Below are 24,232 nucleotides of genomic sequence, written 5' to 3'. Positions count from 1 at the left end.
GTTCTTACTTATTCTCGGTCATGGCTGCGTGAAGGCGCAATGCCTGCCGTGTTTCAAATGTGTCATGGACCCGCAAAATCTGCATGCCCTGCGCGATGCCATGCATCGCGACGGCCACGGATCCAGCAACCCTGTCGCGGGCCACCTCGGCCTGTCCGATGGTGCCGATGAAACGCTTGCGCGACACACCCAGCAGCACCGGAAGACCCAGATCATGTAGCAGCGACAGGTTACGCAGCAAAGTCACATTGTGTTCCAGAGTCTTACCGAAACCGATGCCCGGATCGGTGATAATCCGCTCACGTTTGATGCCTTTACCTTCCGCAAAGCTGATACGTTCTTCCAGATAGTCCATCACGTCGAACAGCACGTCGTCATAGCGCGGATCGTTCTGCATATCCTCAGGTCGGCCCTGTGAATGCATCAGGCAGACGGGCACATCGCGTTCGGCCACAAGGTCGGCAAGCTCGGGATCGAAGGTGAAGGCGGACACATCATTCACAATATCCGCGCCTGCATCCAACGCGGCCTCGGCCACGCGGGCTTTGCGCGTGTCGATTGAGATCGGCGTGGTCACGCCCGCCGCACGGATCGCTTCAATCACCGGCGCGGTACGCTGGATTTCTTCCTGAATGGCCACCTCTTCCGCGCCGGGGCGGGTGCTTTCGCCACCAATGTCCAGAATGTCGGTATCGCCAGCCATTTGGCGGGCGCGGGTGACCGCAGCCTCAATGGTGTCCAGCTCGCCCCCGTCCGAAAAGCTGTCCGGCGTCACGTTCAGAATGCCCATCAGGCGCGGTTGGTCCAGCGTCAGGCCGCACAGCGTCGGGCGCGGGGCGCTGAGGCGTTGAATTGCGGTAGTATCCAGATCGGCAAGGTCGACCGTCCGCACCTCGCCCCCGCGCTGGCGCTCTAAGACCTGATCGAACCACAGGCTGTCGCTGCCGCACAAAGATTGACCCGAGAACGGACGGCCCGTGCGGGCGATGGGCTGAATGCGTTGGCTCATGACAGGTCCTCCAACATGACAGAATGCGATGCGATACCCGGCGTGTCAGGCGCGTCGCAACCGACCCAGAGGATCTGGCAGGCCTGCACCTGCTCAGCAAACCACAAGGTCAGATCGGGAAGAGAGATCGCGACGGGCGCATCCACCGCATCCAGCACCATCTTGGACGGCGCCCAGACGCTAAGCTGCCCGTTCTTCAGCCCCCAGTCCAGCTCGGTCCGGGTTCCCACCGGGACAGCACGCGGATCAATCGTCGCCAGCTGCCACGCCGCCTGATCCGCCTGAAGCAGCACGATGTTACGCGCGGCCCAGCTGTCTTGCACCAGCGGCAGCTCCGCATCGACGATCAGGATGGTCGGCGCGCCATCTTCCTCGAATTGATCGAGGAAGGTCAGCAGCCCCTCGTCGTTCAGGGCGTTCGAGGACAGGAAGAGCAGAATGGGCGCCGGGGCATCCTGTGCCTCGACCTCGGCGTCACCGCTATTGCGGTCGCGCACAATCTCGACCCCCAGCTTACCGGGACCACGGTCCAGCTTCTCAATCCGCACGAACACGCGCTGGGGCTGCGGGGCCAGCAGAAGGCGTTGCGCGATCCGTTCAGCCAGAGTTTCCAGAAGGTTCAGCCGCTCGGCCTCAAGCTCGGCCATGATCGCTTCGGTGATCGTGTCATAGGACAGGATGTCGTCCACATCGTCTGTGTCGGCTCCGCCGTGATCGGAAACCTCGACCACCACGCTGAAGCTAAGGCGCTGCGTCACGCCACGTTCGGCCTGAAAGGCACCGATTTCCACGTCGACGACATGGTCGCGCACGGAAATACGGTCCGCAGGCGCATCCCCCGCCATGGCGCGCGCGCGTGCTTCTAAGTCAGAAAATGCCAAGCTTGCCTCGGTCATCGCATGTCCTCTTTTACTTGGCAGGACCATGCCCCGAACGCGCCCCGAAACGCCAGCCCAAAGCGACGGATCGGCGCGATCAGACGTCTTTAGCCGGGCATCTTATAGAAGCGATGCACGCCGATCGAGGCGGTTTTCTGGAACGCACGTGCCCAGCGCGGCGCGACAGCCTTGGTATGGTAATGCGTGGCGCCCAGCGTCAGGTCACGCGGCGCACCATCAATCATCGCACGCGCAATGCGACCCAGACGGTCATAGGCGGTCTGTTCGTGGATGACCTCGGCCCGGCCATCGCAGGTATAGGTAAACTGACAGGCAAATTTCCGGCCCGTGCCTTGGTTGACCACCCCGCAGATCGTGTTCGGAAAACGGGCGTCATCAACACGGTTCAGGATCACCTCGGCCACGGCGAACTGGCCATAGATGCTTTCGCCACGGGCTTCAAAATACAGCGCTTCTGTCAGGCAGGTCCATTCGGCATCCTGTTTCGGCGCGGGCTGCGCGGACAACCACGCGACCGAGCGCTCGAAGCTGTCCGAACCGGATTTGCGCATCTTAGGCAACACCGAAATCGCGTTCAGCTTCGCGCTTCCCATTGCACCCAGTCCCGAATGCTCTTGCAAAAGCGCAGCACCGAAGGGCGAGGCCGACGGGTCAGAATCCGAGGCCAAAGCAGGCATAAGCGCGCTCGCCGCTACTGCAACAACAGCCAGTAGCTGAGATTTCCAAGTAATACGCATAGAACAACACGTCCCTGACAATTTCGCCGGGTCACATAGGTGTTTACTATCCGTACGTCTAGGCCTGCGCGATCTACGTTACATTAGGTTTCGGAGATGTGATCGCCAAATGGGCCGCCGCCAAGCGGGCCACGGGCACCCGGAAGGGCGAGCACGAGACATAGTCAAATCCCGCATCGCGGCAGAAGCGGATGCTTTCAGGGTTACCGCCATGTTCGCCACAAATCGACAGGGTCAGGTCGCTGTTCTCGGTCCGGCCACGGTTCGCGCCGATTTCCAGAAGCTCGCCAACCCCATCCGCGTCTAGCATGTGGAACGGGTCTTCCTCATACACGCCCTGAGACACGTATTCGCCCATAAAACGCCCCGCATCGTCACGCGACAAACCATAGGTCATCTGGGTCAAGTCATTGGTTCCAAAGGACATAAAAGCCGCGTGCTGGGCAATTTCACCCGCCCGCAGGGCTGCGCGCGGCGTTTCCACCATCACGCCCAAACGATAGGTGAAGTCGGCACCGGTCTCGATCCGCACAGCTGCGGCCACCGCATCGACACGGGCCTTCACGATCTCAACCTCGCGCTTGGCGGACACCAGCGGGATCATTACTTCGGGCACCACCGGCGCCCCGGATTTCGAGGCCTCGACGGTCGCTTCAAAAATGGCGCGTGCCTGCATGTCATAGATTTCAGGCACCGTGACACCAAGCCGCACCCCGCGCATGCCCAGCATTGGGTTGAATTCACGCAGACCAGCCACGCGGCGCTCGACATCTTTCAAGGGTAGGTCCAGCGCCTCGGCCAATTCACGCAGGCCTTCGCGGCCATGCGGCAGGAACTCGTGCAGGGGCGGGTCGAACAGGCGGATGCAGACCGGCTGGCCCTGCATGATCTCGAACAGCTCGGTAAAGTCAGCGCGCTGCATGGGAAGCAAACGGTCCAGCGCGGCGCGTCGGTCATCGGTGTGATCGGCAAAGATCATCTCGCGCATGGCCAGAAGGCGGTCATCGTCGATGAACATATGCTCGGTTCGGCACAACCCGATCCCTTCGGCGGCAAACATCCGTGCGTTGCGCGCATCCGGCGGCGTGTCGGCATTCGCGCGCACGCCAATGTCGCGCAGCTCGTCCGCCCATGTCATCAGTGTTTGGAAGCTTTCGCCCAGTTCAGGCGGCAGCATGTCGACGGAACCTACCAAGGCCTCGCCGGCGCTACCATCAATCGAGATCACGTCACCTTCACGAAGCGTACGCCCATCCGAATTAACCAACTCGCCTTTGCGCTTGTTCAAGGTCAAGTCCCCAGCACCCACAACGCAGGGCAAGCCAAGACCACGCGCGATCACGGCGGCGTGGCTGGTGATCCCGCCGCGAATGGTCAGAATACCCTTGGCCGCATGCATCCCGCGAATGTCTTCAGGGCTGGTCTCGCGGCGCACCAGAATGCAGTCTTCCCCTTGCGACGCCAATGTCTGCGCCGCGCGGGCATTGAATACGATCTTGCCCGTTGCCGCCCCCGGGCTGGCCGCGATACCTCTGGCAAAGTGGTCGCGGGTGCCTTCTGGGTCGATCTGGCTGTGCAGCAGTTCGGCCAAAGCGCGGGGCGGAATGCGCAACACGGCTTCGGAACGCGTGATGATCTCGTCCTTGGCCAAGCCAACCGCGATGCGGACATTGGCCCGTTCCGAGCGCGGCACGCGCACGGCGTCCAGAATGAACAGCTCTTCGTTTTCGATGGTGAACTCGATCTCCATCTCTTCGCGCAGGCGGGCGCGACAGAAATCACCATAGCGGACAAGGTCCGCAAAATTCTGCGGCAGCACCTCTTCGATGGACCGACCGCGCGGGTCCTTGGTCAGGTACATGACATCGCGGTCTTCAGCTTCTGTCAGCGCATCACGTCCTTGGCTTTTGCAAAGATAACGGCCACGGATTTCGCGATGTCCGGTGGTGCCGTTCACAAACTGGATCACACCCGAGCCGCAAATCCCCTGCCCGACACCCAGCACCATCTTCTGCACAACAAGCCCAAGCCCAGCATCTGCAGGCGCCCCTTTGGCCTGACGCAACAGTCGCGCCGTGGTGCCTTCCCATGCGCGCGCCATCGAGCGCAGGATTTCCTTCAGCTGAACCTTTGGATCTTGCGGGAAGTATTCGTCGGTCTCTTCTTCATAAAGCTCCAGCGCCTCGCGCAACGTGTCGGCGGTCGGCGTGTCCAAGGCGTCAAACTCATCCGGGTCCAGGCGCCCGACATGCACGGCATAGGATTGGATAAACCGCAGATACAGCGCGTTGGCGGCGGTTTCCCCGTGGCTTTCGATCAGGTGGGCATGCACCTTGTCGTTCATCCCGATGTTCAGAATGGCCCCCGGTCCGCCCCAGTCAGGATCCTCGGATGACGGACGCACCGACACCAGCGGATCAGGGCCAAACAGCTCCATCATCGCGTCCAGATCGGGAAGTTCTCCGGCCGAAACGCCATGCACCGCGTCAAAATCAAGTGCCACCGTGCGCGGCACCGGCATATCCAGCCGGATCAGCCGTTGCAGGCACTTCGCCCGCCCCCCATGCCGAGACGTTTCAATCTCGGCCGTCGGGGTGATTTCCGTGAAACCCAAGTCTTGATCTTTCTGCACCGCAGCACCGCCTTTCACCCGTCACCATAGCGCGGATGCGGCGTCACACAAGGGGGGCATCGGACAAATGCAGCAAGGGTAAGGGGCGCTGCCCCTCGGCCTGCGGCCTCACCCCGAGGTATTTGAGCAAGAGGAAGAGGATCAGCCCTCGATTTTCGACAGATCCGCCACGCCACCGCAGATCATGCGGATACGCGACAACAGGTTCAGGCGGTTGCGCCGGATCACCTGATTGTCCGCGTTGATCTGCACGGCCTCAAAGAACGCATCAATCGGCGCGCGCAGGGCGGCCATAGCGGTCATGGCAGCAGCGAAATCTTCAGCCTCCATCGCCGGGGTGATCGCCGCTTCGGCCGCATCCAGCGCAGCAAAGAGCGCCTTTTCGCTGTCATCCTCGGCGAACTTCACATCCGCGCCATACGAGTACTCGACACCGTCTTTTTCTTCGGCCTGGGCCAGAATGTTCGACGCGCGTTTCACCCCTTGGATCAGGTTTTCGCCATCTTCGGTCGACAAGAACGTGGCCAGCGCCTCGGCCCGTTTGACCAGAAGTGTCAGGTCATCATTGCCCGGCATCGCCAGACAGGCGTCGATCACGTCGTGGCGGATGCCCTTGTCGCGCAGGTAAACTTTCAGGCGATCGTGGAAGAACGACAGAAGATCGCTGGAGACATCGGGCAGGCTATCCTTAACCTCGGCCAGATGCTTGGACAGATCGCCATCGAAATGGTCCAGAATGGTGCGGATGGCGGCGCCAAACACGCCGTGGTCCGCGATCTCGTTGTCCAGATCACGCAGAAGCGCGGCGCGCGACTCTCCGTCTTCGTTCAGGGCAATCTCGTGACGCAGAAGTTGCGCGTCAAACAGCTTGTCCAACTCAACCCGCAGGTTGTTGTCCAGCACCAGACGAATGACGCCAAGTGCTGCACGGCGCAGCGCGAACGGGTCTTTCGAGCCGGTGGGCTTTTCATCAATCGCCCAGAAGCCGGTCAGCGTGTCCAGCTTGTCAGCCATAGCAACAGCAACCGAGACAGGAGCCGATGGCACATCGTCAGACGGACCAAGCGGCGAGTAGTGTTCAAGTGCTGCATCGGCGACTTCAGTCGGATAGCCGGCGGGAGCTGCATAGTACTTGCCCATCAGGCCCTGCAGTTCCGGGAACTCATAGACCATTTCCGAAGACAGATCGGCCTTGGCCCAACGAGCGGCTTTTTCAGCCAGCTTGGCGTCGACATTCACCGACGGCGCCAGCGCGCGTGCCATGGCGGCGATGCGGTCGATGCGTTCGGCCTGCGTGCCCAGCTTGTTGTGGAAGGTCACGTTGCCAAGGCTATCGAGCCACGGCTGACCACCCGCTTCAGCCACGCGAATGTCGTTTTCCCAGAAGAACTTGGCGTCTGCCAGACGGGCGAACAGCACTTTCTGGTTGCCTGCCAGAATGGTCGCGCCGTGGTCCGCGGTTTCGCGGTTGGCAACGGTGATGAACTTCTCGATCCGGTCCGTTTTTGGGTTCTTGACCGAGAAGAACTTCTGGTGCTCTTTCATCGAGGTTTGCAGCACTTCGGGCGGCAGGTGGATGAAGTCCTCGGCGATGTCGCCCATCAGGACAACGGGCCATTCGACCAGACCGGCGACCTCGGCCAGCAGGCCTTTGTCTTCCACGATCTCCATCCCTTGGGCGAAGGCGGCGTTTTGCGCTTCTGCCCAGATGTGATCGGCACGCTCGGCGGGCGACAGGATCACCTTGGCGGCTTTCAGCTTGGCCTCGTAGTCGGCAAAGCCAGTGACCGCGAAACGGCCCGGCGCCATGAAGCGGTGGCCCTCGGTGGTGTCACCCGAGGCGATCCCGTCAACGTCCAGCGGCACCACGGTGGCGCCTGCCTCGTCCGACAGGATGCAGAGGATCGAGTGCAGCGGACGCACCCAGCGCAAGCTGCCGGAACCCCAGCGCATCGACTTGGGCCACGGGAAGTTGCGGACGGCGTTTTCCAGAACTTCCGCGATGATTTCGGCCGCGGGGCGACCTTTCTTTTCGATCGTGGCGAAATAGACCGCGCCCTTGGGGGTCTCACGCTCTTCCAGTTGATCGCGGGTCACGCCTGCTCCGCGCAGGAAGCCCTCGATGGCCTTGTCCGGCGCGCCCACTTTCGGACCCTTGCGCTCTTCGCGCGTGTCCGGCGATTGCGCCAACAGGCCCTCGACAGCCAGCGTCAGGCGGCGCGGCGTCGACAGGGCAGCAGCCCCGGCATAGGTCAGGCCAGCCTCGACCAGACCGTCTGTCACCAGCTTTTTCAGATCCTCCGCCGCGCGCGTTTGCATACGGGCCGGGATTTCTTCGGAAAAGAGTTCAATCAGCAGGTCAGGCATGGTGCTTACTCTTGATATTTTTCGTTCAGCTGATGCCAGGCAAAGCCCCGGCCGTCAGGATAGATGGCGACGACGCGGTCGACCCCATCTTTGATGTTACGTTCGCCCAGAAAGGCCAAGGCGTTGCCCTGTTCGATATCTGCGCCGATCTGGACTGCGTCAAAGCAGTCGAACCAACCGGGTGCGGTCAGGGGCGTGGCCTCTTCATAAGGCACGAAAGTTTCGGTCAGCATGGCAAGGCTCATCGTGGTGGTAAAGCAGCCACGATAGCGCAGGGGCGAGCTGTCGGCATCGATGCCTTCAAAGCTGTCGTAGAGCACGATTTCAGGCTGGCCGGTGACCAGATTGGTCATGCGGATCCCGTCCTCGGCCGAGACCTCGTCATAGAAGGCGTAAAGCTGGATCCAGTAGATCAAGCCGCCAGAGATCAGGGCGGTTATCACGATGAAGCTCCCAAGCAGGCGACCACTCACGCCGCGTCCCCTTCCGGTGTCCAACCCGCAGCAGCGGTCTGCACGAAGGCATCCGCACACAGCTTTGCCAGCGCACGCACACGCCCAATATAGGCCTGACGTTCGGTGACCGAGATCACCCCGCGCGCGTCCAGAAGGTTGAACAGGTGCGAGGCCTTGATGCATTGGTCATAGGCCGGGTGCGCCATGATGATGCGCTTGCCGGTCTTGGGGTCGTCATAGGCCTGATCAAGGATCATCCGGCACTCTTCCTCGGCTTCCTCGAAATGGCGCAGAAGCACGTCGGTGTTGGCCGTGTCGAAGTTCCAGCGGGCGTATTCTTCTTCGGTCTGCTTGAACACGTCACCATAGGTCAGCGCGATCGGCGCATCCGGCGCGTTGAACGGCATGTCCATCACGTGATCGACGCCCAGCACATACATGGCCAGACGTTCCAGACCATACGTCAGCTCGCCCGAGACCGGCTTACAGTCATGGCCGCCGACCTGCTGGAAATAGGTGAACTGGCTGACTTCCATGCCGTCGCACCAAACTTCCCAACCCAGACCCCACGCGCCCAGCGTCGGGCTTTCCCAGTCGTCTTCCACAAAGCGGATGTCGTGCAGCTCCATGTCGATGCCAATGGCTTCGAGCGAGCCCAGATACAGCTCTTGCAGGTTAGGCGGGCTGGGTTTGATCAGCACTTGGTACTGGTAATAGTGCTGCAGACGGTTCGGGTTCTCACCATAGCGGCCATCTGTCGGACGACGCGAGGGCTGCACATAGGCGGCGGCCCACGGCTGCGAGCCCAGCGAGCGCAACGTGGTGGCTGGGTGGAACGTCCCTGCGCCGACCTCCATGTCGTAAGGCTGCATCACGGCGCAGCCCTTTTCGGCCCAGTAATTCTGAAGCCGCAGGATGATTTCCTGAAAGCATTGCGGTTTGGTCTTGGTCGTGGCCATGGCGCTGCCCTGAACTGGTTTGTACAAAGTCTGCCACTCAATAGGCGTTGGTCTGGGTCGGGTCAACGCGGGAAACGGGCACAAGGGTTGGGTTTTCCTGCCCCAGCGTGGCAGAAATTTCCGAAAGGCGGCGCGGTGATATTGACCTTCGCGGGCGCCGATGTGTTACTTGCGCGAAATTCAGCCTAATTTGCCTTTAGGGCGACGAGGATCCATGACCAATAAATTTGCAATTGCTTTGGCCACCGGCCTTCTTCCCATCGTGAGCTCGGTGTCTGCCACCAGCGTTGCCGCGCTGCTATCGGCTGGGCCAGCCGTGGCACAGCAAGCCGCGAACAGTCAGGCAGTGCGGTGGATCCAGGTTGAAGCCCAGCCAACGCTCGGCCAAGCCGAAGCGCGTGCGCGTGCTTATGCAGGGCGCCTTGAGGGAGTCAGCGGATTTCGCATCGGGGGCAATTGGTATGCCATCGTTCTGGGACCCTATACCGAGCGCGCCGCCGAGCTGCAGCTGCGCAATCTGAAGAACGCTGGGCTTATCCCGCAAGACAGCTTTGTCGCGCTGCCCGATCAATTCCGCCAGCAATACTGGCCTGTGGGGGCCAGCACCCTGACCGCCGCACCGATTGAAGCGCCATCTGTCGAAGCGAGCCCAGAGCCCCAAGCCGAAACCGTCGCCGTGGCTCCTGCAACGCCCGCAGAACCAGTTGTCGTCGTGCAGGAAGAAACCAAGCGCGAAGCGCAGGCAAGCGAGCGGGCGTTAGATCGCGATGCACGTAAAGCCCTGCAGGTCGCGCTGCAGTGGGAAGGCTATTACACCTCGGCCATTGACGGCGCGTTCGGCGCGGGCACCCGCCGCTCGATGGCGGCGTGGCAGACGGACAAAGGCTATGACCCGACCGGTGTGCTGACCACCCGCCAACGCGCGGTGCTTCTGGATAGCTATCAGTCTGTTCTGGATGCGCTTGGCATGGCCCCGTTCGAGGACCAGAACGCGGGCATCTCGATGGCGATCCCCGCTGGCATGGTCGCGTTTGACCGCTACGAAGCCCCCTTCGTGCATTTCAAAACCAAGGGCGACAGCGATGTCCAACTGGTGATGATCAGCCAGACCGGTGATCAGAACACGCTCTATGGCCTCTATGACATCCTGCAAACGCTGGAAATCGTCCCGACCGAGGGCCCGCGCGAGCGTGGCAAGACCGGGTTCACCATCGAAGGGACCGACGACAAGATCTCGTCCTTCACGCAGGTCAAGCTGGCGGACGGCACCGTGAAGGGCTTCACGCTGGTCTGGCCCAAAGGCGATGAAAAGCGCCGCAATCTGGCCCTGCGGGACATGCGGGCGAGCTTTTCGTCGCTGGGCGCACAGGCGCTGGCCGATGACGCCGGATTGGATGACGCTACGCAGAGCCTTGATTTGTTGTCCGGCTTGGACATCCGCACACCAGATCGCTCGCGCTCGGGCTTTTATGTGGATGGCGCCGGGCGCATTCTGACCACGACCGAGGCCGTCCAGTCCTGCGCCCGCATCTCGATCAACGACGAGTTTGACGCAAATGTCGTGGCCACCGACGACGCACTGGGGCTGGCCCTGCTCGAACCCGCCACCGCGCAGGCGCCAATCTCGTTCGCGTCCTTCCTGACCGCCGAGCCGCGCCTGAAATCGGACGTGGCCGTCGCGGGCTTCTCGTATGAGGGTCGCCTCAGCGCGCCCAGCCTGACCTTCGGCACCCTGTCCGAACTGACCGGCCTGAATGGCGAGGCTGAACTGTCCCGCCTGACCCTTTCCGCCCTGCCCGGCGATGCCGGCGGCCCGGTTCTGGATGCGGGCGGGTCCGTGATGGGGATGCTGCTGCCCGCTGGCGGCACCACAGGCCGCACCCTGCCCGCCGACACCAGCTTCGCGATGGACGCAGGCACCGTGGCCGCCTTCCTGGCCGCAAACGGTGTGACCACCAGCACGACGGACAGCGCCACTTCGGTCGATCCGGTCGAGCTGAACACCAAGGCCGCTGACATGACGGTTCTGGTCAGCTGTTGGAACTGATCCTCAGCGCATAGAAATCAAAAAGGCCCGGGCAGATCGCTTCGGGCCTTTTTTGTTGGTTCGGGGCACTTTAGCCCCGCCAGAAGGTCACGGTGAACAGGACGAAGACGGCCAGAAGCTCCAACCGGCCGACCAGCATGGCAGCGATCAGGATCCATTTGGCGGTATCGTTCAGCCCCGCAAAGTTGCCCGCTGGCCCGATCTGATCCCCCAAGCCGGGACCAATATTGGCCAAAGCCGCCGCTGCGCCGGACATCGAGGTGGTAAAGTCCAAGCCCGTCAGCCCCAGCGCAACTGCCGTCACGCCCAAGGTGACGACGAAGAACACGAAGAACCCCATGACCGAGGACAGGACTTCTTCGTCCACGCGGCGTCCGCCAAAGCGGGGGGTGAATATCCCGTGTGGCAAGTGGATCGATTGGATCTGCGCCTTGATTGACGAGAGCAGCAGCTGATAGCGGAAGATTTTGATCGAACACGCGGTCGAGCCAGCACAGCCGCCAATCAGGCCCACGAAGAAGAACACGACCACCGGGAAACCGCCCCAAAGCATATAGTCCTGCGACGCATAGCCTGTCCCCGTCAGGATCGAGGTCAGGTTGAACAGCGTTTTGCGCAGGGACTGCTCGCTTAGCTGCCCATCTGCCAGCCAGCGCCACAGCACCATGATGGCGACGATCACAACCAGCGTCATGAAGAAGCCGCGCACCTGCGGGTCATGCAACAGCGGACGCGCGGTGCCTTGCAGGATCTGCACGTAGCGCACGAAGGGCAACGCGGCCAGCAGCATGAACACCACGGCCGCATATTCCGGCCCCGCCCCGAACGCCCCGAATGAGGCGTCATAGTTGGCATAGCCCCCCGTTGCGATGGTGGTCATCGCGTGGGTGACAGCGTCGAAAAAGCTCATCCCCAGCGCGAAATAGGCCAGTGCGCACAGCGCGGTTAGGGTGAAGTAGATCACCGAGATACGCGAGGAAATCTCGGTCGCGCGGGGCAGGATCTTGCCGAAGGTGTCAAAGCCCTCGGACCGGAAGATCTGCATGCCGCCGACGCGCAGTTCGGGCAGGAACACCATCGCCACAACAATGATGCCGATGCCGCCGAACCACTGTAGAAGCCCGCGCCAGAACAAAAGTCCCTTGGGCAGGTCATCCAGCCCGGACAACACGGTTGATCCGGTGGTGGTCAGGCCGGACATCGCCTCGAAAAACGCGTCCACGGGGCGGGCGTCCAGTTCGCCCAGTGCGAAGGGGAGTGCGCCAAAGATCGGCAACGCCACCCAAACACCGGTGGTCAGAAGGAAGGTTTGTTGGATCGTCAGGCCTTTGCCCACACCATTCGCAGTGGACAGAGCCATCGACCCGCCGATCAGCATCGTCACGACGGCGCTTTGTAAAAACACCTGCCAATCGGGGTTGTTGTCCGCCAAGTCGATCACGACCGGGATCAGCATCGTCGCGCCCAGAACGGCGACAAGAAGCCCGATAACATAGATGACAGGTCGCAGATCCAACATGAGCGCAGGGTTGGCCCCCTACGCCCATAGTGTCAAGCACCGTCAGTGCCGTCTTTGCTTAGACGTACATCAAATCCTGGAAAACGTGGCGCACAATCTCGTCGCGTTTCAGGCCGCGTTCGGCCAGTTGTTCGTCCGTCATCGCGTTAAAAGCTTCAATCCGCTTCATGCGCGACGAATTTTCAGCAGCGACGACCAAGCCACGGCCGATTGCTGCAAAAAAGGCGCGGACAGGTGCGAACAGCGAAAATGCTGGTATGTGGAGATTTGTTGTTTGCGTAGCCATTGGAAACCTCTTGTCAAAGCCGTTGGTTTCCTCCCTGACATCAGGTTAGGTCAGCAGTGGTGACGCAACCATTGCTAAATCTGCAATCCTGCTATGCGCTAACAGTCAGCCGACGTGGAACAGGGTCGAGAACAGCTTGGGGTCCAGGCTTTCAGCCTCGAACGTGTCGCCTTCGATCAGGATCGACACAGCGTCGTGGCTGTGCAGGCTTTCCTGATGGCTGGCAACGATGCGGAAATCTCCGATCCGGTCGTCTTGCTGAAGCTGCTCGCAGAACAGGCGCGCAGCGTCTTCAACGAAGATCGGGTTTGCGGCGTTCAGCTCGGCAAAGGCCTGTTCGTCTTCGCGTTTGACCATCACCTGCGTTTCCGTCGGCACCGCCACGCGGCACAGGTCAATCAGGTCCTCGAACCACAAGGTGCCCGTGGGCTGGTGGATCTTCTCGACCGAAATCCGCGCGACCGAGCGCTGCGAATGCGGTGTGGCCAACTGCCCGCGCATCTGGCGGGCGTGTTCAGATAGTTCCAGCGAACAGGGGCAGGTCGAGCTATAGACATAGTCCAGATGCAGGAACTTGCGACGTTTCCCGCGATGTTCGACCAGCTCTAGCGCGATGTCGTAGTACTGATAGCCGGACAGGCCCGACCGCAGGCTTTCCACCCGTGCCGGATAGGAAAACCGCATCTCGATCCGGGCGTCCAAGCTTTCCAGATCGGTTTTATAGTCGTCCAGCGCCGCTTCGATCACATCAAAGCTGAAGGTCTTCTCGGCGTGGCCATAGAAGCTGCGCATGATGCGCGACATGTTGATGCCCTTCTTGCCAGCTTCAAGGCTGACCGTCCCAGTGACCGAGGTTTCCAGCGTCACGTCCGATCCATCGCGAGTGTGATAACGGATCGGCAGGCGGAAATTGGAAATCCCCACATGCTGAATATGCCGTTTGGCACCTTGGATAAGGCTGGCCGGACCGTTTTGCAAATCGGGCATCGACGCCTTGTAATCCGCATCCGGGGTGAAATCGTCCGGGTAGGTGCGGCTGAGTTCGGGGTAATTCGGAAGCTCGGCCGAGGGCAGAAGCCGCGCAATCGCCGGGTCCAGCGCAGCAACCTCAACCGGGTCCGCTTTCGCAGCCCAGTTGCGCAGGACCTCAAGGGCATCCTGCGCCTGCGCGGTATCCACCGCGTCCCCGCTCTTGCGCTTCATCTGGTTCATCGCGAACCCCCATCCTGCCATCGCACGTCTATATCATATGCATTTGACACATAAACGCCAAACGCGATGGACGAAATGCGACAGATCAGGCCGCGTCCAAGCCGTTCAGAAGATCGGTGATCAGATCATCGACGTCCTCAAGCCCAATCGACAGGCGCACCAAACCATCCGAAATGCCCAGCGTATCTTTCTGCTCTTGCGGCAGGCGTTGGTGTGTTGTGGTGGCCGGGTGGGTCGCGATGGATTTCGCATCTGCGAAGTTGTTCGAAATCGTGAAGATCTCAAGCGCGTTCAGGAAGCGGAAGCAGGCGTCCTTGCCGCCGTCCACCTCGATCGCCAGTACCGTCCCGCCCGAGGGCGCTTGTTGGATCGCAATGTCATATTGCGGGTGCGACGGGTGGGTCGGATAGCTGATACGCGACAGCTTGGGATGGCCCTGCAGCGCATCCGCCACTTTCAGCGCGCCGTCCGCCTGTGCCCGCACACGCAGGTCCAGCGTCTCCAGCGCTTTCAGATGGGTCCATGCCGCAAAGGGGTTGATCGCCCCGCCGGTGTGTTTGACATAGGTCTCGATCGGGCCGCGGATCAGCTCGCGCGAGCCGCAGATCGCGCCGCCCAGCATCCGGCCTTGGCCATCTACATGTTTGGTCGTCGAATAGACCACAAGATCGGCGCCCAGCTTGGACGCATAGGAAAACACGGGCGTCGGCATCGCGTTATCTGCCACAACCAGTGCACCATTGGCATGCGCAACCTTCACCACATGCGCCAAGTCAATCACTTCCAGCGTCGGGTTCGAGATGGTTTCCAGAAACACCAGTTTGGTATCGGGGCGGATTGCATCCTCCCACGCTTGGTTGTCGGTGCCATCGACCAGCGTGATTTCGACACCGAACCGGCCCAGAATATCTTCCAGCACATAGAGGCACGACCCAAACAGCGCGCGCGAGGATACGACGTGGTCGCCCGCCTGCGTCAGCGCCATCAACGCACCATTCACCGCCGCCATGCCCGAGGCACAGGCAAACGCGTCTTCCGTGCCTTCCAGCGCCGCAATGCGGTCTTCGAACATGCGGTTGGTGGGGTTGCCGTAACGCGCATAGATGAACTCGTCCGGGCCGCTTTCGATAAAGCGCTGCTCGGCAGCTTCTGCCGTCGGATAGACGAAGGCCTGCGTCATGAACATGGCCTCGGACAGCTCGTTATACTGGCTGCGGCGTACGCCTCCGTGTACGGCCTCGGTCCGTTTACCCCATTTTGTCACCGCGCGTTCCTTTCGCACAAAAAAACCCCCACCGCTGCGAGCGTCGGGGGATTGCGGCACGGGATGTCGCGCCTACCCTGACCTCTTTAGCGGAATGTTTAACGAGGCCCGCAATCCGGTGGACAAATCGCCTCGAACATCGCCATATCGCCTGTAAACTAAGGCGTCAAGAGCGACGAAAGATTGGCTCGCCATATCGTGAAAGCTGCATACTTGTCATTTCCGGGCCGACTGCCATGTTCAGTGGGACGCAAAAAGGAAACACGATGTCCAATCCCATTGAACTTTACTATTGGCCGACGCCGAACGGCTGGAAAATCTCGATCGCCTTGGAAGAGATGGGCCTGCCCTACGAGCTGAAGCTGATCAATATTGGCGCGGGCGACCAGTTTGCGCCTGAGTTTCTGAAAATCGCGCCGAACAATCGCATGCCTGCCATTATTGATCCGTACGGGCCGGATGGCGCGCCCATTTCCGTGTTTGAAAGCGGTGCCATCCTGCAATACCTCGCCCGCAAAACCGGCAAGTTCTATGGCGAGAGCGAGCGGGACCGCGTCGCCGTCGAAGAATGGCTGATGTGGCAGATGGGCGGGCTTGGGCCGATGGCCGGTCAGGCGCATCACTTCCTGAAATACGCCCCCGCGATGGATCCGCCGCAGGATCTGCCTTACGCGAAGGATCGCTATCGAGCCGAGGTCGGACGGCTTTATGGCGTGATGGATCGCCGTCTGGCGGGCAACCGCTATCTGGCTGGGGACTTCTTTTCCATTGCGGACATGGCGTGCTGGGGCTGGGCGTCGCTTTGGGAAGGCCAGCAGCAGGATCTGGACGACAAACCGCATTTGGCGCGTTGGCTCGAGGAAGTCGGCGCACGCCCCGCCGTTCAGCGCGGACGTGCGGTGGCAGCTGAAAAGCGTAGCAACTTGCAGGATGACCGCAAGGCGCAGGATCTTCTATTCAAGCGATAAGCCCGGCAAGGGACGGGCTTAGGAGGCTTCCTCGTCCGTCCCGAACCGCTTGAACAGCCCTGCTTGAGACATGAAGAACCCGAAGGTCGCAGCGGGCAGGCCGAAGGTTTTGAAGTTCACCCAAGCGTCGGTGGACATCATGCGCCAGATCGCCTCGTTCGCGACGGCGAGCAGCAGGAAGAACACCGCCAGCCGCTTGGTCAGCAACATCCAGCCCTGTCGTTCAAGCGGCAGGGCTTTGTCCATCACGGCTTCCAGGTAGCTTTCGCCACGCAAAAGGCCAAAGCCCAGTAGCCCCGCAAACAGCAGATAGATCATCGTGGGCTTCATCTTGAAGAACCGTTCGTCGTTAAACCAGATCGACAGCCCGCCGAACCCGATCACCAAGACCAGCGTGACGATCTGCATTTTCGACAGGTGCCCGGTCAGTTTCCACATCGCCAGCGTGGCCGCGACCAACACCGGAATGAACATCGCGGTGACGGCGACAAAGCCCGAATATTCGGTCCCAGCGACCATGAAGGTCTGATCCTTCAGGAAGGTGTAGGCGGCGAAGAACAGGATGATGGGTCCGTATTCCAACGCGCCACGCAGGGCGGGATTTACCTGTTTCTCTGTCATGGGAACTCCTTCATCCGCCCATTTCGACTAGCACGGCCCCTGCCGCAATCAAAGCCATCATCACCAACCGTCGCGGCCCGACCTTTTCACCCAGCACGACCCAGCCGATCAGCGCTGCGAACACAGTCGAGGTTTCACGCAGCACCGCCGCCTCGCCCACGCCGCCCAGCCTTGTGGCCAACATGATTGAGCCGAAGCTGAAATACGCCACGAACGCGCCCAAAACACCGCGCCCCATCAATGGAGCAAGCGCGGGACGCTCGGCCATGTTCTTCCATCTAAGGGCTGCAATCACCGGCATGAAGAACCCGTCGATAAAAAAGAACCACGCAAGGAAGGTAAACGGGTCCGCCGTCGCGCGAATGCCATAGGCGTCATAGGTGGTATAGGCGGCCACGAAACCGCCGGTCAGAACCGCCATGGCAAGGGCGGGTTTCAATTGCGCGCGGCCAAGCGGCCAATGGCGCAGGTTATAGGCTGCCAGCGCGAAGATCCCGGCAACAAGGGTCAGGACGCCGACCCATTGCATCCCAGTGAAACTTTCGCCGAACAGGAAGCCTGCGCCGATCACAGTGAACAGCGGCCCGGTGCCGCGCACCACCGGATAGACCACCGTGTAAGAGCCCAGCACATAGGTATAACTCTGTGCCAGCTTGTAGCCCACGTGGATCAGGAACACGATTGCGAAGATCGGCCACATATGCGGTTCGGGCCAGGGCACCACGAACAGCGCAAAGGGGGCGGCGATCACGCCATAGCTGAAATCAATCGCCCCACGTGACAGCCACGGATCATGCCGCCCTTTCTGTAGTGCGCCAAAGAGCGCATGCAGGAAGGCCGCGAACAGGGCGAGCGCCAGTGCAAGGTCATGCCCGGCGGGCGTACCTTCAAGCGAGGTGAGCCAGTCGCTCATGCCCTATCAATCCGTAATGCCGATCAACGCGCGGGCGAATTCTTCGGGGTCGAACGGGGCCAGATCGTCGATCTGCTCGCCCACGCCAATGGCATGGATGGGCAAGGCGAACTTGTCCGCCAGTGCCACAAGCACGCCGCCTTTCGCGGTGCCGTCCAGCTTGGTCATCACAAGGCCCGACACATCGGCAAGATCTTGGAACGTCCCGACCTGAGACAGTGCGTTCTGACCTGTCGTCGCATCCAGAACCAGAAGCGTGTTGTGCGGCGCGGTTTCATCCTTTTTCTTGATGACACGAACGATCTTGGCCAGCTCCTCCATCAGGTCGGACCGGTTCTGTAGACGCCCGGCCGTGTCGATCATCAGCAGGTCAGCGCCATCGGCCTCGGCCTGTGTCATAGCGTCGAACGCCAGCGACGCGGGGTCCGAGCCTTCGGGCGCCGTCAGAACCGGTACGCCCGCGCGGTCACCCCAGACCTGAAGCTGCTCGACCGCAGCGGCGCGGAACGTGTCGCCCGCAGCGATCACAACCTTTTTGCCGGCGGCGGTGAACTGGCTGGCCAGCTTGCCGATGGTCGTGGTTTTGCCAGCGCCGTTGACGCCGACGATCAGCACGACCTGCGGGCGTTTGGGGTAGATTGGCAGCGGGACCGCGACGGGTTCCATAATCCGAGTGACCTCATCGGCCAGCACCGCCTTGATTTCGTCCACCGACAGCTTCTTGCCGAAATGACGTTCCGAGATGTTCGCCGTCACGCGCATCGCGGTGTCGACGCCCATATCGGACGTGATCATCAGATCCTCAAGGCTTTCCAGCATGTCGTCGTCAACCGTGCGGCGCACAACCTTCTGCGCTTCGCGACGCCCGAACATACGGCCCAGAAGGCCCGATTTTTCAGGGGCTTGCGGCGCGTCCTCGACCAGCTTTTCGGCGGCTTGGGTCACAGGTTCCGGTGCGGGCGTCACCTCGACCGGCGCTTCGGCGACANCTCGGGCTCGGGCTCGGGCTCGGGCTCGGGCTCGGGCTCGGGAGTTGCTTCCTCGACGGGCGCTTGTACGTCAACCGGTGCGGGTTCCGGCGTCTCGGCAGGTGCTTCTGCCTCTGCCGCCTCGACCAGCTCTTCTTCGCCGCCGTCCTCGACGATCGCCTCAAGCCCTTCTTCAAGCTTCGACGACGATTTGAACAACCGGTCCTTCAGTTTCGAGAAGAATGCCATCTAAGCGCCCTCATAGTCCCTTTCCCTTCCAAGTAAGCCACATTGGGGGCGGATGGAAGGGGGCAGGCTAACTGATCGCGGGCGCGGGCAGTCCACCCAGTAGGATCAGCACCTGCCCGGCGATATAGAAGCCCCAGATTGCATAGCCTGCCTTCAGCCGGTGGTGATAAGTGTCGGACATCCGAAACAGGCTGACCGCCAGAATGACGTCCGAGATGATGAACAACCCGGCACCAATCACGGTCCACCCAAAGGGCAGCGCCAGCGCGGTCAGCCCCATCACGCCAATGATGATCACATAGATCCGCACAGGCCATTGCAGATGCCCCGTATGGGTCGCCAACCAAAGCTCGGTCGAGACCATCAGCCCCACCAGCACAAGCGCAGGGATAGGCGCGGTGGTGAACGCGTCATAGATGGGGGCGCCGGACAGGCCCAGGAAATGCAGGATGTAGAGTAGATGCGCCAAGGCGAAGGCAGAGAGGCCGTACAGGAACGGGCCGTCCCCATCCCGCGACAGGCCGAAATCGCCGAGAGCAGACAGGAACAATCCGGCCACTAGATAGGCGGAACCTCCACCCGCATAGGCGGCCAGTGAAAACGCCAGCAGCGGGATCGTCTTGATGATCGAGCGGGGCCACGTAGGCGCGCGCGAGGTCAGCGGGAAATAGGCTAGCGAGATCAGCAGGCCGAGGATGAGGGGCAATTGGGCCATGTCTTTGGATAATCCAACTGGGTTAACGACGTATTGACCACCGTCAACACGCGCCCAGCCAACCCGCGCGTGACGCGCGGGTCAAGCTTGACGTAACCGTAGTTGGAAAATCAAACTTCGCCAGATCAAACTTCGTCAGGGAAGTGCTTCATGGTCAGACGGATCGGGTTCGGCGCCGCCTGCCCCAGACCACAGATCGACGCGTCAACCATCGTCTGACTCAGCTCTTCCAGCAGATCCTGATCCCACTTGTCCGCCTGCATCAGCTTCACAGCTTTCTCGCAACCAACGCGGCACGGGGTGCACTGACCGCAGCTTTCATCCTCGAAGAAGCGCAGCATGTTCAGCGCGGCCTCTTTGGCGCTATCCTTATCGGACAGAACCACCACCGCGGCCGAGCCAATGAAGGTGCCATGCGGTTGCAGCGTGTCGAAGTCCAGCGGAATGTCGGCCATCGACGCGGGCAACAGACCCGAGGACGGGCCGCCCGGCTGATAGGCTTTGAAGCTGTGACCGTCGGCCATGCCACCAGCGGCCTCGATAATGTCGGTGATGGTCGAGCCTGCGGGCAGCAGATGCACACCCGGATTGGCCACGCGACCGGATACGGAATAGGACCGCAGACCTTTGCGGCCATTCTTCTCGACCGAGGTCAGAATTTCCGGCCCCTCACGTAGGATACGCGCGACCCACAGCAGGGTCTCGACATTATGGACCAGCGTCGGGCGGTTGAAGATGCCGACCTGCGCCACGAAGGGCGGGCGGTGACGCGGTTCGCCGCGTTTGCCTTCGATCGATTCAATCATCGCGCTTTCTTCGCCGCAGATGTAAGCACCCGCACCACGGCGTAGGTCAATAAAGCCGGGGGCGACGATGCCCGCATCTTCCAGCGCTGCAATCTCGCGGCGCAGGATCTCCAGCACGGCGGGGTATTCGTCGCGCATGTAGATAAAGCAGGTCTCGGCCTCGACCGCCCAAGCGGCGATCAGCATGCCTTCCAGCATCAAATGCGGGGTGCGCTCCAGATAATAGCGGTCTTTGAACGTGCCCGGTTCGCCCTCGTCACCGTTGACGGCCAGATAACGCGGACCCTCATTTGCGCGCACGAAGCCCCATTTGGTGCCCGACGGGAAGCCCGCGCCGCCAAGGCCGCGCAGACCCGCGTTCAGAACGGTTTCCTGAACGTCTTTCCAGTCACCGCCGTCGCGCAGCTCGGCCAGTTTGGCGTAGCCGCCTTCGGCTTGATAGGCGGCCAGATCCTGATAGTCGGGGATATGGGCGTGGGTGTCGTCAGCCTGCAGCGCCGCCAGCGTTTTATCAAACGTGGCGTGGTCGATGTGGTTGTGACCCAGCTCAAGCACCGGCGCGGTATCGCAGCGCCCCATGCAGGGCGCACGCACGACGCGCACTTCGGACGCGTCCAGACCATCCTCAAGCGCTTTTTGCAGCGCCTCGGCTCCCGCCAGTTCGCAGGACAGGGAATCACAGACGCGGATGGTCAACGCGGGCGGAGGGGTCTCGCCTTCTTTCACCACATCGAAATGGGCATAGAAGCTGGCGACCTCGTAAATCTCGGCTTGGCCAGTGCCCATCTCCTGCGCCAGTGCGCGGATGTGGTCGGCGGACAAATGGCCGTATTCGTCCTGAATCAGGTGCAAAAACTCGATCAGCAGGTCGCGGCGACGCGGACGGTCGCCCAGCAACGCCTGCACACGCTCCAGTGCGTCCATGTTCAGCTGACGGCCCTTGGGCGTCCGACGCCCTTTGCCTTTGCCCGATTTCCAGATGCCTTTTTTGTCGTCCAGCGCCATGATGTTCCCCTTAAAGCACCCGCGTATCATAGCGACCTCCCGACACGCCGCGCCATTCAAAAACGACATACGCATGACGGATTGCGTAGACCCGCAATGTCACTCTGATGCGCAAGTCCAGCCATGTATATGCCGAAACGCAAAGCGCCTTTTGCGGCCACCCATGCCGCGGGTCCAATCCGACTGCGTCATTTCCCGCCAAGGGGGAGTGTTCAGAACCATTCCCCCTTGTTTATCACCCCACCGCGCTTATTCTTCTTCCTGATACAAAACACATGGAAGGTGTTGATCTGAAAGGCCGCACGGCGCGTATCCGCGTCCCGGCCTTGTTGGGTGTTGATGCGCCGTTTCTGGAAGGGGGCCCGAACGTGTCGGAAAATGGATTGCAGAAAACTGCATTCTTCATGCTTCTCGCGCTGATCCTCTATGTCTCGATCATGGGGGGCGCGTAATGGCACAGCGATATGGGGGCGAGTTCAGCCCCGGTGGACAGCCCAAAACCCCGCCACCCACCCGACGTCCATTTGACGGGCAAGAACCAGCCCGCAGCGCCGGGCGTGTGAACTTTCTGTTCCTTGCCCCCCTGCCCCTTGCGATCCGCGCATTTTTTCAACCGCCGACAGAGATGGCCCTGACCCTCGTGGCCTTCGGCATTCTGATCGGATCGGCCTGGCTGACCCGTGATGGCGTCATGGCCCATCAGGCTTATGATGCCCGCAAAATCGCCCGCCGCCCTGCGATCCCGCGCAAGCTTTTCGGAACGGTCCTGATGGGCGCCGGTTTGTCGCTGGTGGGTTTTGCGGGCGGCTCGGCCCTGAACGCGGCGATCTTTGGCGCACTTGGCGCTGGTTTGCATCTGGCCGCGTTTGGCCCTGATCCCTTGCGCAATAAGGGCGCCGAGGGCGTGGACGAGTTTCAGACCGACCGCGTGGCCCGCGCCGTGGGCGAGGCTGAAAAGCACCTGAACGCCATGCGCGAGGCCGTGTCCCGCATCCGCGACCGCCGGGTTGAGGCGCGTCTTGATCAGTTCATCGCCACCGCCCGCGACATGTTCCGCACGGTCGAGGACGACCCGCGCGACCTGACCTCGGCCCGGAAGTATTTGGGCGTCTATCTGCTGGGCGCGCGCGACGCGACGACCAAATTTGTCGACATCCACCTGCGCGACCCGCATGGCGGCGCGCTGGGGGATTACGAAACGCTGCTGGATGATTTGGAAGCAAACTTTGCGGCCAAAACGAAGCAATTCCTGAAAGATGATCGCAGCGATCTTGATGTCGAAATCGAGGTTCTGCGCGAACGGCTGGCACGCGAAGGTGTGCGAAGCGAAGATTAAGTGACGAGGATAATTTGATGACCCAGACGACCCGCGAACAGGCGCAAGCCGCCCTGAAAGAGATTGAAGAAGCCACCGCCGTGATTCTGCCCGAGCCCTCGACCGCTCTGGTTCCTTTGGCCGAGGCCGACAAGCCCACCAGCGCCGAGATCCAGAAGCGCATGGACGAGATCGACATGGCGAACTCGCAGTCGATCATCGAATTCGGCTCGGCCGCGCAGTCAGAGTTGCAGGTGATAAGCCAAGACATGCTGCAGGGCGTGCGCAACAAGGATGTTGGCCCGGCGGGCGATAGCCTGCGCAACATCGTCACCACGATCCGCGGCTTCTCGATCAGTGAACTCGACATGCGCCGCAAGCGCAGCTGGTGGGAAAAACTGCTGGGCCGCATGGCGCCCGCCGCCAAGTTCATGGCGCGGTATGAGGATGTTCAGGGCCAGATCGACAAGATCACTGACAACCTCTTGAACCACGAACATGTGCTGCTGAAAGACATCAAGTCGCTGGACAAGCTCTATGAAAAGACGCTCGATTTCTATGACGAGCTGGCCCTGTATATCGCAGCAGGCGAGGCCAAACTGGCCGAGCTGGACGAGACCGTGATCCCCGCCAAAGAAGCCGAAGTCGCTGCCGCCCCGGAAGAGGATGGCGTGATCAAAGCCCAAGAATTGCGTGACCTGCGCGCCGCGCGGGATGATCTGGAACGCCGGGTGCATGACCTGAAACTGACCCGTCAGGTGACGATGCAGTCGCTGCCCTCGATCCGTCTGGTTCAGGAAAATGACAAGTCGCTGGTGACCAAGATCAATTCAACCTTGGTGAACACCGTACCGCTGTGGGAAACCCAGCTGGCGCAGGCCGTGACCATCCAGCGCTCGGCCGAAGCCGCTGCCGCGGTGAAGGACGCCACCGACCTGACCAACGAGTTGCTGACCGCCAACGCCGAAAACCTGCAAGAGGCCAACCGCATGGTCCGTCAGGAAATGGAGCGCGGCGTATTCGACATCGAAGCCGTGAAATCGGCCAACGCCACCCTGATCGCGACGATCGAGGAAAGCCTGGCCATCGCCGACGAAGGCAAAGCCAAGCGCGCCGCTGCCGAAGAAGAACTGGTGAAAATGGAAGCCGAGCTGAAAGAGACCTTGGCTGCCGCCAAGGCACGTGGCACCGCATCGGGCCACAATCTGGCCGAAAGCGTGTCGGACAGCTAAGAAGGGCGAAAACCCGAAAGGCAAACAGGTGAGCAGAACCGCGTTTCACAAGAT

Annotated in this window: 21 protein-coding genes, 1 pseudogene and 1 riboswitch; of the genes and pseudogenes, 5 read left to right on the top strand and 17 right to left on the bottom strand. The window is 61.2% G+C overall.

The window, feature by feature from the left end; translation table 11 throughout:
- Positions 1-4: 4 nt before the first annotated feature.
- The 7 genes from folP to EOL43_RS04290 all read right to left on the bottom strand — a co-directional run bounded on the left by folP (position 5) and on the right by EOL43_RS04290 (position 9,058).
- The gene (folP, locus tag EOL43_RS04320) at positions 5-1,009 is read right to left on the bottom strand and encodes a dihydropteroate synthase (RefSeq protein WP_133485913.1); all 1,005 of its coding nucleotides are present in this window, start codon (positions 1,007-1,009) and stop codon (positions 5-7) included.
- A complete protein-coding gene (locus EOL43_RS04315; protein ID WP_133485911.1) occupies positions 1,006-1,905 on the bottom strand; it encodes a dihydroneopterin aldolase in 900 nt (299 codons plus the stop codon). Before EOL43_RS04315 ends, folP begins: the two co-directional genes overlap by 4 nt.
- A gap of 89 nt (positions 1,906-1,994) precedes the next feature.
- The gene (locus EOL43_RS04310) at positions 1,995-2,645 is read right to left on the bottom strand and encodes a cell wall hydrolase (RefSeq protein WP_133485909.1); all 651 of its coding nucleotides are present in this window, start codon (positions 2,643-2,645) and stop codon (positions 1,995-1,997) included.
- A 73-nt stretch (positions 2,646-2,718) separates the two neighbouring features.
- The gene (locus tag EOL43_RS04305) at positions 2,719-5,277 is read right to left on the bottom strand and encodes a putative PEP-binding protein (protein ID WP_133485907.1); all 2,559 of its coding nucleotides are present in this window, start codon (positions 5,275-5,277) and stop codon (positions 2,719-2,721) included.
- 141 nt (positions 5,278-5,418) lie between these two features.
- On the bottom strand, positions 5,419-7,644 hold the full coding sequence (gene glyS / locus EOL43_RS04300; protein ID WP_133485905.1) for a glycine--tRNA ligase subunit beta: 2,226 nt from the start codon (positions 7,642-7,644) through the stop codon (positions 5,419-5,421).
- A 5-nt stretch (positions 7,645-7,649) separates the two neighbouring features.
- Positions 7,650-8,117: a DUF6446 family protein gene (locus EOL43_RS04295; protein WP_133485903.1), complete on the bottom strand. Its 468-nt coding sequence runs from the start codon at positions 8,115-8,117 to the stop codon at positions 7,650-7,652.
- Positions 8,114-9,058 carry a glycine--tRNA ligase subunit alpha gene (locus tag EOL43_RS04290; RefSeq protein ID WP_133485901.1) on the bottom strand — a complete coding sequence of 315 codons (945 nt, stop codon included), beginning with the start codon at positions 9,056-9,058 and terminating at the stop codon, positions 8,114-8,116. The genes EOL43_RS04295 and EOL43_RS04290 overlap by 4 nt, the downstream gene beginning before the upstream one ends.
- 214 nt (positions 9,059-9,272) lie before the next feature.
- Here EOL43_RS04290 and EOL43_RS04285 point away from each other — a divergent pair, with 214 nt between their 5' ends.
- Positions 9,273-11,105, top strand: a complete 1,833-nt coding sequence (locus EOL43_RS04285; protein ID WP_205669519.1) for a trypsin-like peptidase domain-containing protein — start codon at positions 9,273-9,275, stop codon at positions 11,103-11,105.
- Between the two features lie 70 nt (positions 11,106-11,175).
- On the opposite strand, the gene EOL43_RS04280 is transcribed toward EOL43_RS04285, so the two are convergent.
- The 4 genes from EOL43_RS04280 to metZ form a co-directional block, all read right to left on the bottom strand.
- Positions 11,176-12,624, bottom strand: a complete 1,449-nt coding sequence (locus EOL43_RS04280) for a TrkH family potassium uptake protein (protein ID WP_133485899.1) — start codon at positions 12,622-12,624, stop codon at positions 11,176-11,178.
- Between the two features lie 58 nt (positions 12,625-12,682).
- Complete coding sequence (locus tag EOL43_RS04275; RefSeq protein WP_133485897.1) at positions 12,683-12,910, bottom strand: DUF1127 domain-containing protein; 228 nt, start codon at positions 12,908-12,910, stop codon at positions 12,683-12,685.
- Between the two features lie 105 nt (positions 12,911-13,015).
- Positions 13,016-14,122, bottom strand: coding sequence for a GTP cyclohydrolase FolE2 (gene folE2, locus EOL43_RS04270; protein WP_133485895.1), 1,107 nt, complete (start codon positions 14,120-14,122; stop codon positions 13,016-13,018).
- A gap of 85 nt (positions 14,123-14,207) precedes the next feature.
- Complete coding sequence (gene metZ / locus EOL43_RS04265) at positions 14,208-15,386, bottom strand: O-succinylhomoserine sulfhydrylase (RefSeq protein WP_133485893.1); 1,179 nt, start codon at positions 15,384-15,386, stop codon at positions 14,208-14,210.
- A 65-nt stretch (positions 15,387-15,451) separates the two neighbouring features.
- Positions 15,452-15,530, bottom strand: a riboswitch (SAM riboswitch).
- A 122-nt stretch (positions 15,531-15,652) separates the two neighbouring features.
- On the opposite strand from metZ, the gene EOL43_RS04260 reads away from it, so the two are divergent.
- Positions 15,653-16,354 (top strand): glutathione S-transferase N-terminal domain-containing protein, encoded by a 702-nt coding sequence (locus EOL43_RS04260; RefSeq protein ID WP_133485891.1) that lies wholly within the window; start codon positions 15,653-15,655, stop codon positions 16,352-16,354.
- A gap of 18 nt (positions 16,355-16,372) precedes the next feature.
- Here EOL43_RS04260 and EOL43_RS04255 read toward each other — a convergent pair whose 3' ends face one another.
- The 6 genes and pseudogenes from EOL43_RS04255 to EOL43_RS04235 all read right to left on the bottom strand — a co-directional run bounded on the left by EOL43_RS04255 (position 16,373) and on the right by EOL43_RS04235 (position 21,631).
- On the bottom strand, positions 16,373-16,975 hold the full coding sequence (locus EOL43_RS04255) for an inner membrane-spanning protein YciB (RefSeq protein WP_133485889.1): 603 nt from the start codon (positions 16,973-16,975) through the stop codon (positions 16,373-16,375).
- Between the two features lie 10 nt (positions 16,976-16,985).
- Positions 16,986-17,888 carry an EamA family transporter gene (locus EOL43_RS04250; protein WP_133485887.1) on the bottom strand — a complete coding sequence of 301 codons (903 nt, stop codon included), beginning with the start codon at positions 17,886-17,888 and terminating at the stop codon, positions 16,986-16,988.
- Between the two features lie 6 nt (positions 17,889-17,894).
- Positions 17,895-18,668 carry a signal recognition particle-docking protein FtsY gene (gene ftsY, locus EOL43_RS04245; RefSeq protein WP_420867496.1) on the bottom strand — a complete coding sequence of 258 codons (774 nt, stop codon included), beginning with the start codon at positions 18,666-18,668 and terminating at the stop codon, positions 17,895-17,897.
- 209 nt (positions 18,669-18,877) lie between these two features.
- Positions 18,878-19,105, bottom strand: a pseudogene (locus EOL43_RS15500) (signal recognition particle-docking protein FtsY); the annotation flags it as partial.
- 67 nt (positions 19,106-19,172) lie between these two features.
- The gene (locus EOL43_RS04240; protein WP_133485885.1) at positions 19,173-19,820 is read right to left on the bottom strand and encodes a lysoplasmalogenase; all 648 of its coding nucleotides are present in this window, start codon (positions 19,818-19,820) and stop codon (positions 19,173-19,175) included.
- A 125-nt stretch (positions 19,821-19,945) separates the two neighbouring features.
- Positions 19,946-21,631, bottom strand: coding sequence for an NAD(P)H-dependent oxidoreductase subunit E (locus EOL43_RS04235; RefSeq protein ID WP_205669518.1), 1,686 nt, complete (start codon positions 21,629-21,631; stop codon positions 19,946-19,948).
- 275 nt (positions 21,632-21,906) lie between these two features.
- On the opposite strand from EOL43_RS04235, the gene EOL43_RS15325 reads away from it, so the two are divergent.
- Genes EOL43_RS15325 through EOL43_RS04225 form a run of 3 tightly spaced genes read left to right on the top strand, consistent with a single transcriptional unit; the run spans position 21,907 to position 24,178 of the window.
- Complete coding sequence (locus tag EOL43_RS15325) at positions 21,907-22,083, top strand: hypothetical protein (RefSeq protein WP_166636197.1); 177 nt, start codon at positions 21,907-21,909, stop codon at positions 22,081-22,083.
- Positions 22,083-22,967, top strand: a complete 885-nt coding sequence (locus EOL43_RS04230) for a 5-bromo-4-chloroindolyl phosphate hydrolysis family protein (protein ID WP_133485882.1) — start codon at positions 22,083-22,085, stop codon at positions 22,965-22,967. The genes EOL43_RS15325 and EOL43_RS04230 overlap by 1 nt, the downstream gene beginning before the upstream one ends.
- 17 nt (positions 22,968-22,984) lie before the next feature.
- Positions 22,985-24,178: a toxic anion resistance protein gene (locus EOL43_RS04225; RefSeq protein ID WP_133485880.1), complete on the top strand. Its 1,194-nt coding sequence runs from the start codon at positions 22,985-22,987 to the stop codon at positions 24,176-24,178.
- The last annotated feature ends 54 nt before the right edge of the window (positions 24,179-24,232 follow it).

This window comes from Aliiroseovarius marinus (assembly GCF_004360145.1).
Taxonomy (GTDB): Bacteria; Pseudomonadota; Alphaproteobacteria; order Rhodobacterales; family Rhodobacteraceae; genus Aliiroseovarius; species Aliiroseovarius marinus.
Note: the sequence above shows the minus strand (reverse complement) of the source record. Positions and strands in the feature narration are given on the sequence as shown.

Coding starts and splice junctions, on each gene's coding strand:
- folP (WP_133485913.1), bottom strand. CDS start 1,009: ATGAGCCAACGCATTCAGCCCATCGCCCGCACGGGCCGTCCGTTCTCG.
- EOL43_RS04315 (WP_133485911.1), bottom strand. CDS start 1,905: ATGACCGAGGCAAGCTTGGCATTTTCTGACTTAGAAGCACGCGCGCGC.
- EOL43_RS04310 (WP_133485909.1), bottom strand. CDS start 2,645: ATGCGTATTACTTGGAAATCTCAGCTACTGGCTGTTGTTGCAGTAGCG.
- glyS (WP_133485905.1), bottom strand. CDS start 7,644: ATGCCTGACCTGCTGATTGAACTCTTTTCCGAAGAAATCCCGGCCCGT.
- EOL43_RS04290 (WP_133485901.1), bottom strand. CDS start 9,058: ATGGCCACGACCAAGACCAAACCGCAATGCTTTCAGGAAATCATCCTG.
- EOL43_RS04285 (WP_205669519.1), top strand. CDS start 9,273: ATGACCAATAAATTTGCAATTGCTTTGGCCACCGGCCTTCTTCCCATC.
- EOL43_RS04280 (WP_133485899.1), bottom strand. CDS start 12,624: ATGTTGGATCTGCGACCTGTCATCTATGTTATCGGGCTTCTTGTCGCC.
- EOL43_RS04275 (WP_133485897.1), bottom strand. CDS start 12,910: ATGGCTACGCAAACAACAAATCTCCACATACCAGCATTTTCGCTGTTC.
- folE2 (WP_133485895.1), bottom strand. CDS start 14,122: ATGAACCAGATGAAGCGCAAGAGCGGGGACGCGGTGGATACCGCGCAG.
- EOL43_RS04260 (WP_133485891.1), top strand. CDS start 15,653: ATGTCCAATCCCATTGAACTTTACTATTGGCCGACGCCGAACGGCTGG.
- EOL43_RS04255 (WP_133485889.1), bottom strand. CDS start 16,975: ATGACAGAGAAACAGGTAAATCCCGCCCTGCGTGGCGCGTTGGAATAC.
- EOL43_RS04250 (WP_133485887.1), bottom strand. CDS start 17,888: ATGAGCGACTGGCTCACCTCGCTTGAAGGTACGCCCGCCGGGCATGAC.
- ftsY (WP_420867496.1), bottom strand. CDS start 18,668: ATGGGCGTCGACACCGCGATGCGCGTGACGGCGAACATCTCGGAACGT.
- EOL43_RS04240 (WP_133485885.1), bottom strand. CDS start 19,820: ATGGCCCAATTGCCCCTCATCCTCGGCCTGCTGATCTCGCTAGCCTAT.
- EOL43_RS04235 (WP_205669518.1), bottom strand. CDS start 21,631: ATGGCGCTGGACGACAAAAAAGGCATCTGGAAATCGGGCAAAGGCAAA.
- EOL43_RS15325 (WP_166636197.1), top strand. CDS start 21,907: ATGGAAGGTGTTGATCTGAAAGGCCGCACGGCGCGTATCCGCGTCCCG.
- EOL43_RS04230 (WP_133485882.1), top strand. CDS start 22,083: ATGGCACAGCGATATGGGGGCGAGTTCAGCCCCGGTGGACAGCCCAAA.
- EOL43_RS04225 (WP_133485880.1), top strand. CDS start 22,985: ATGACCCAGACGACCCGCGAACAGGCGCAAGCCGCCCTGAAAGAGATT.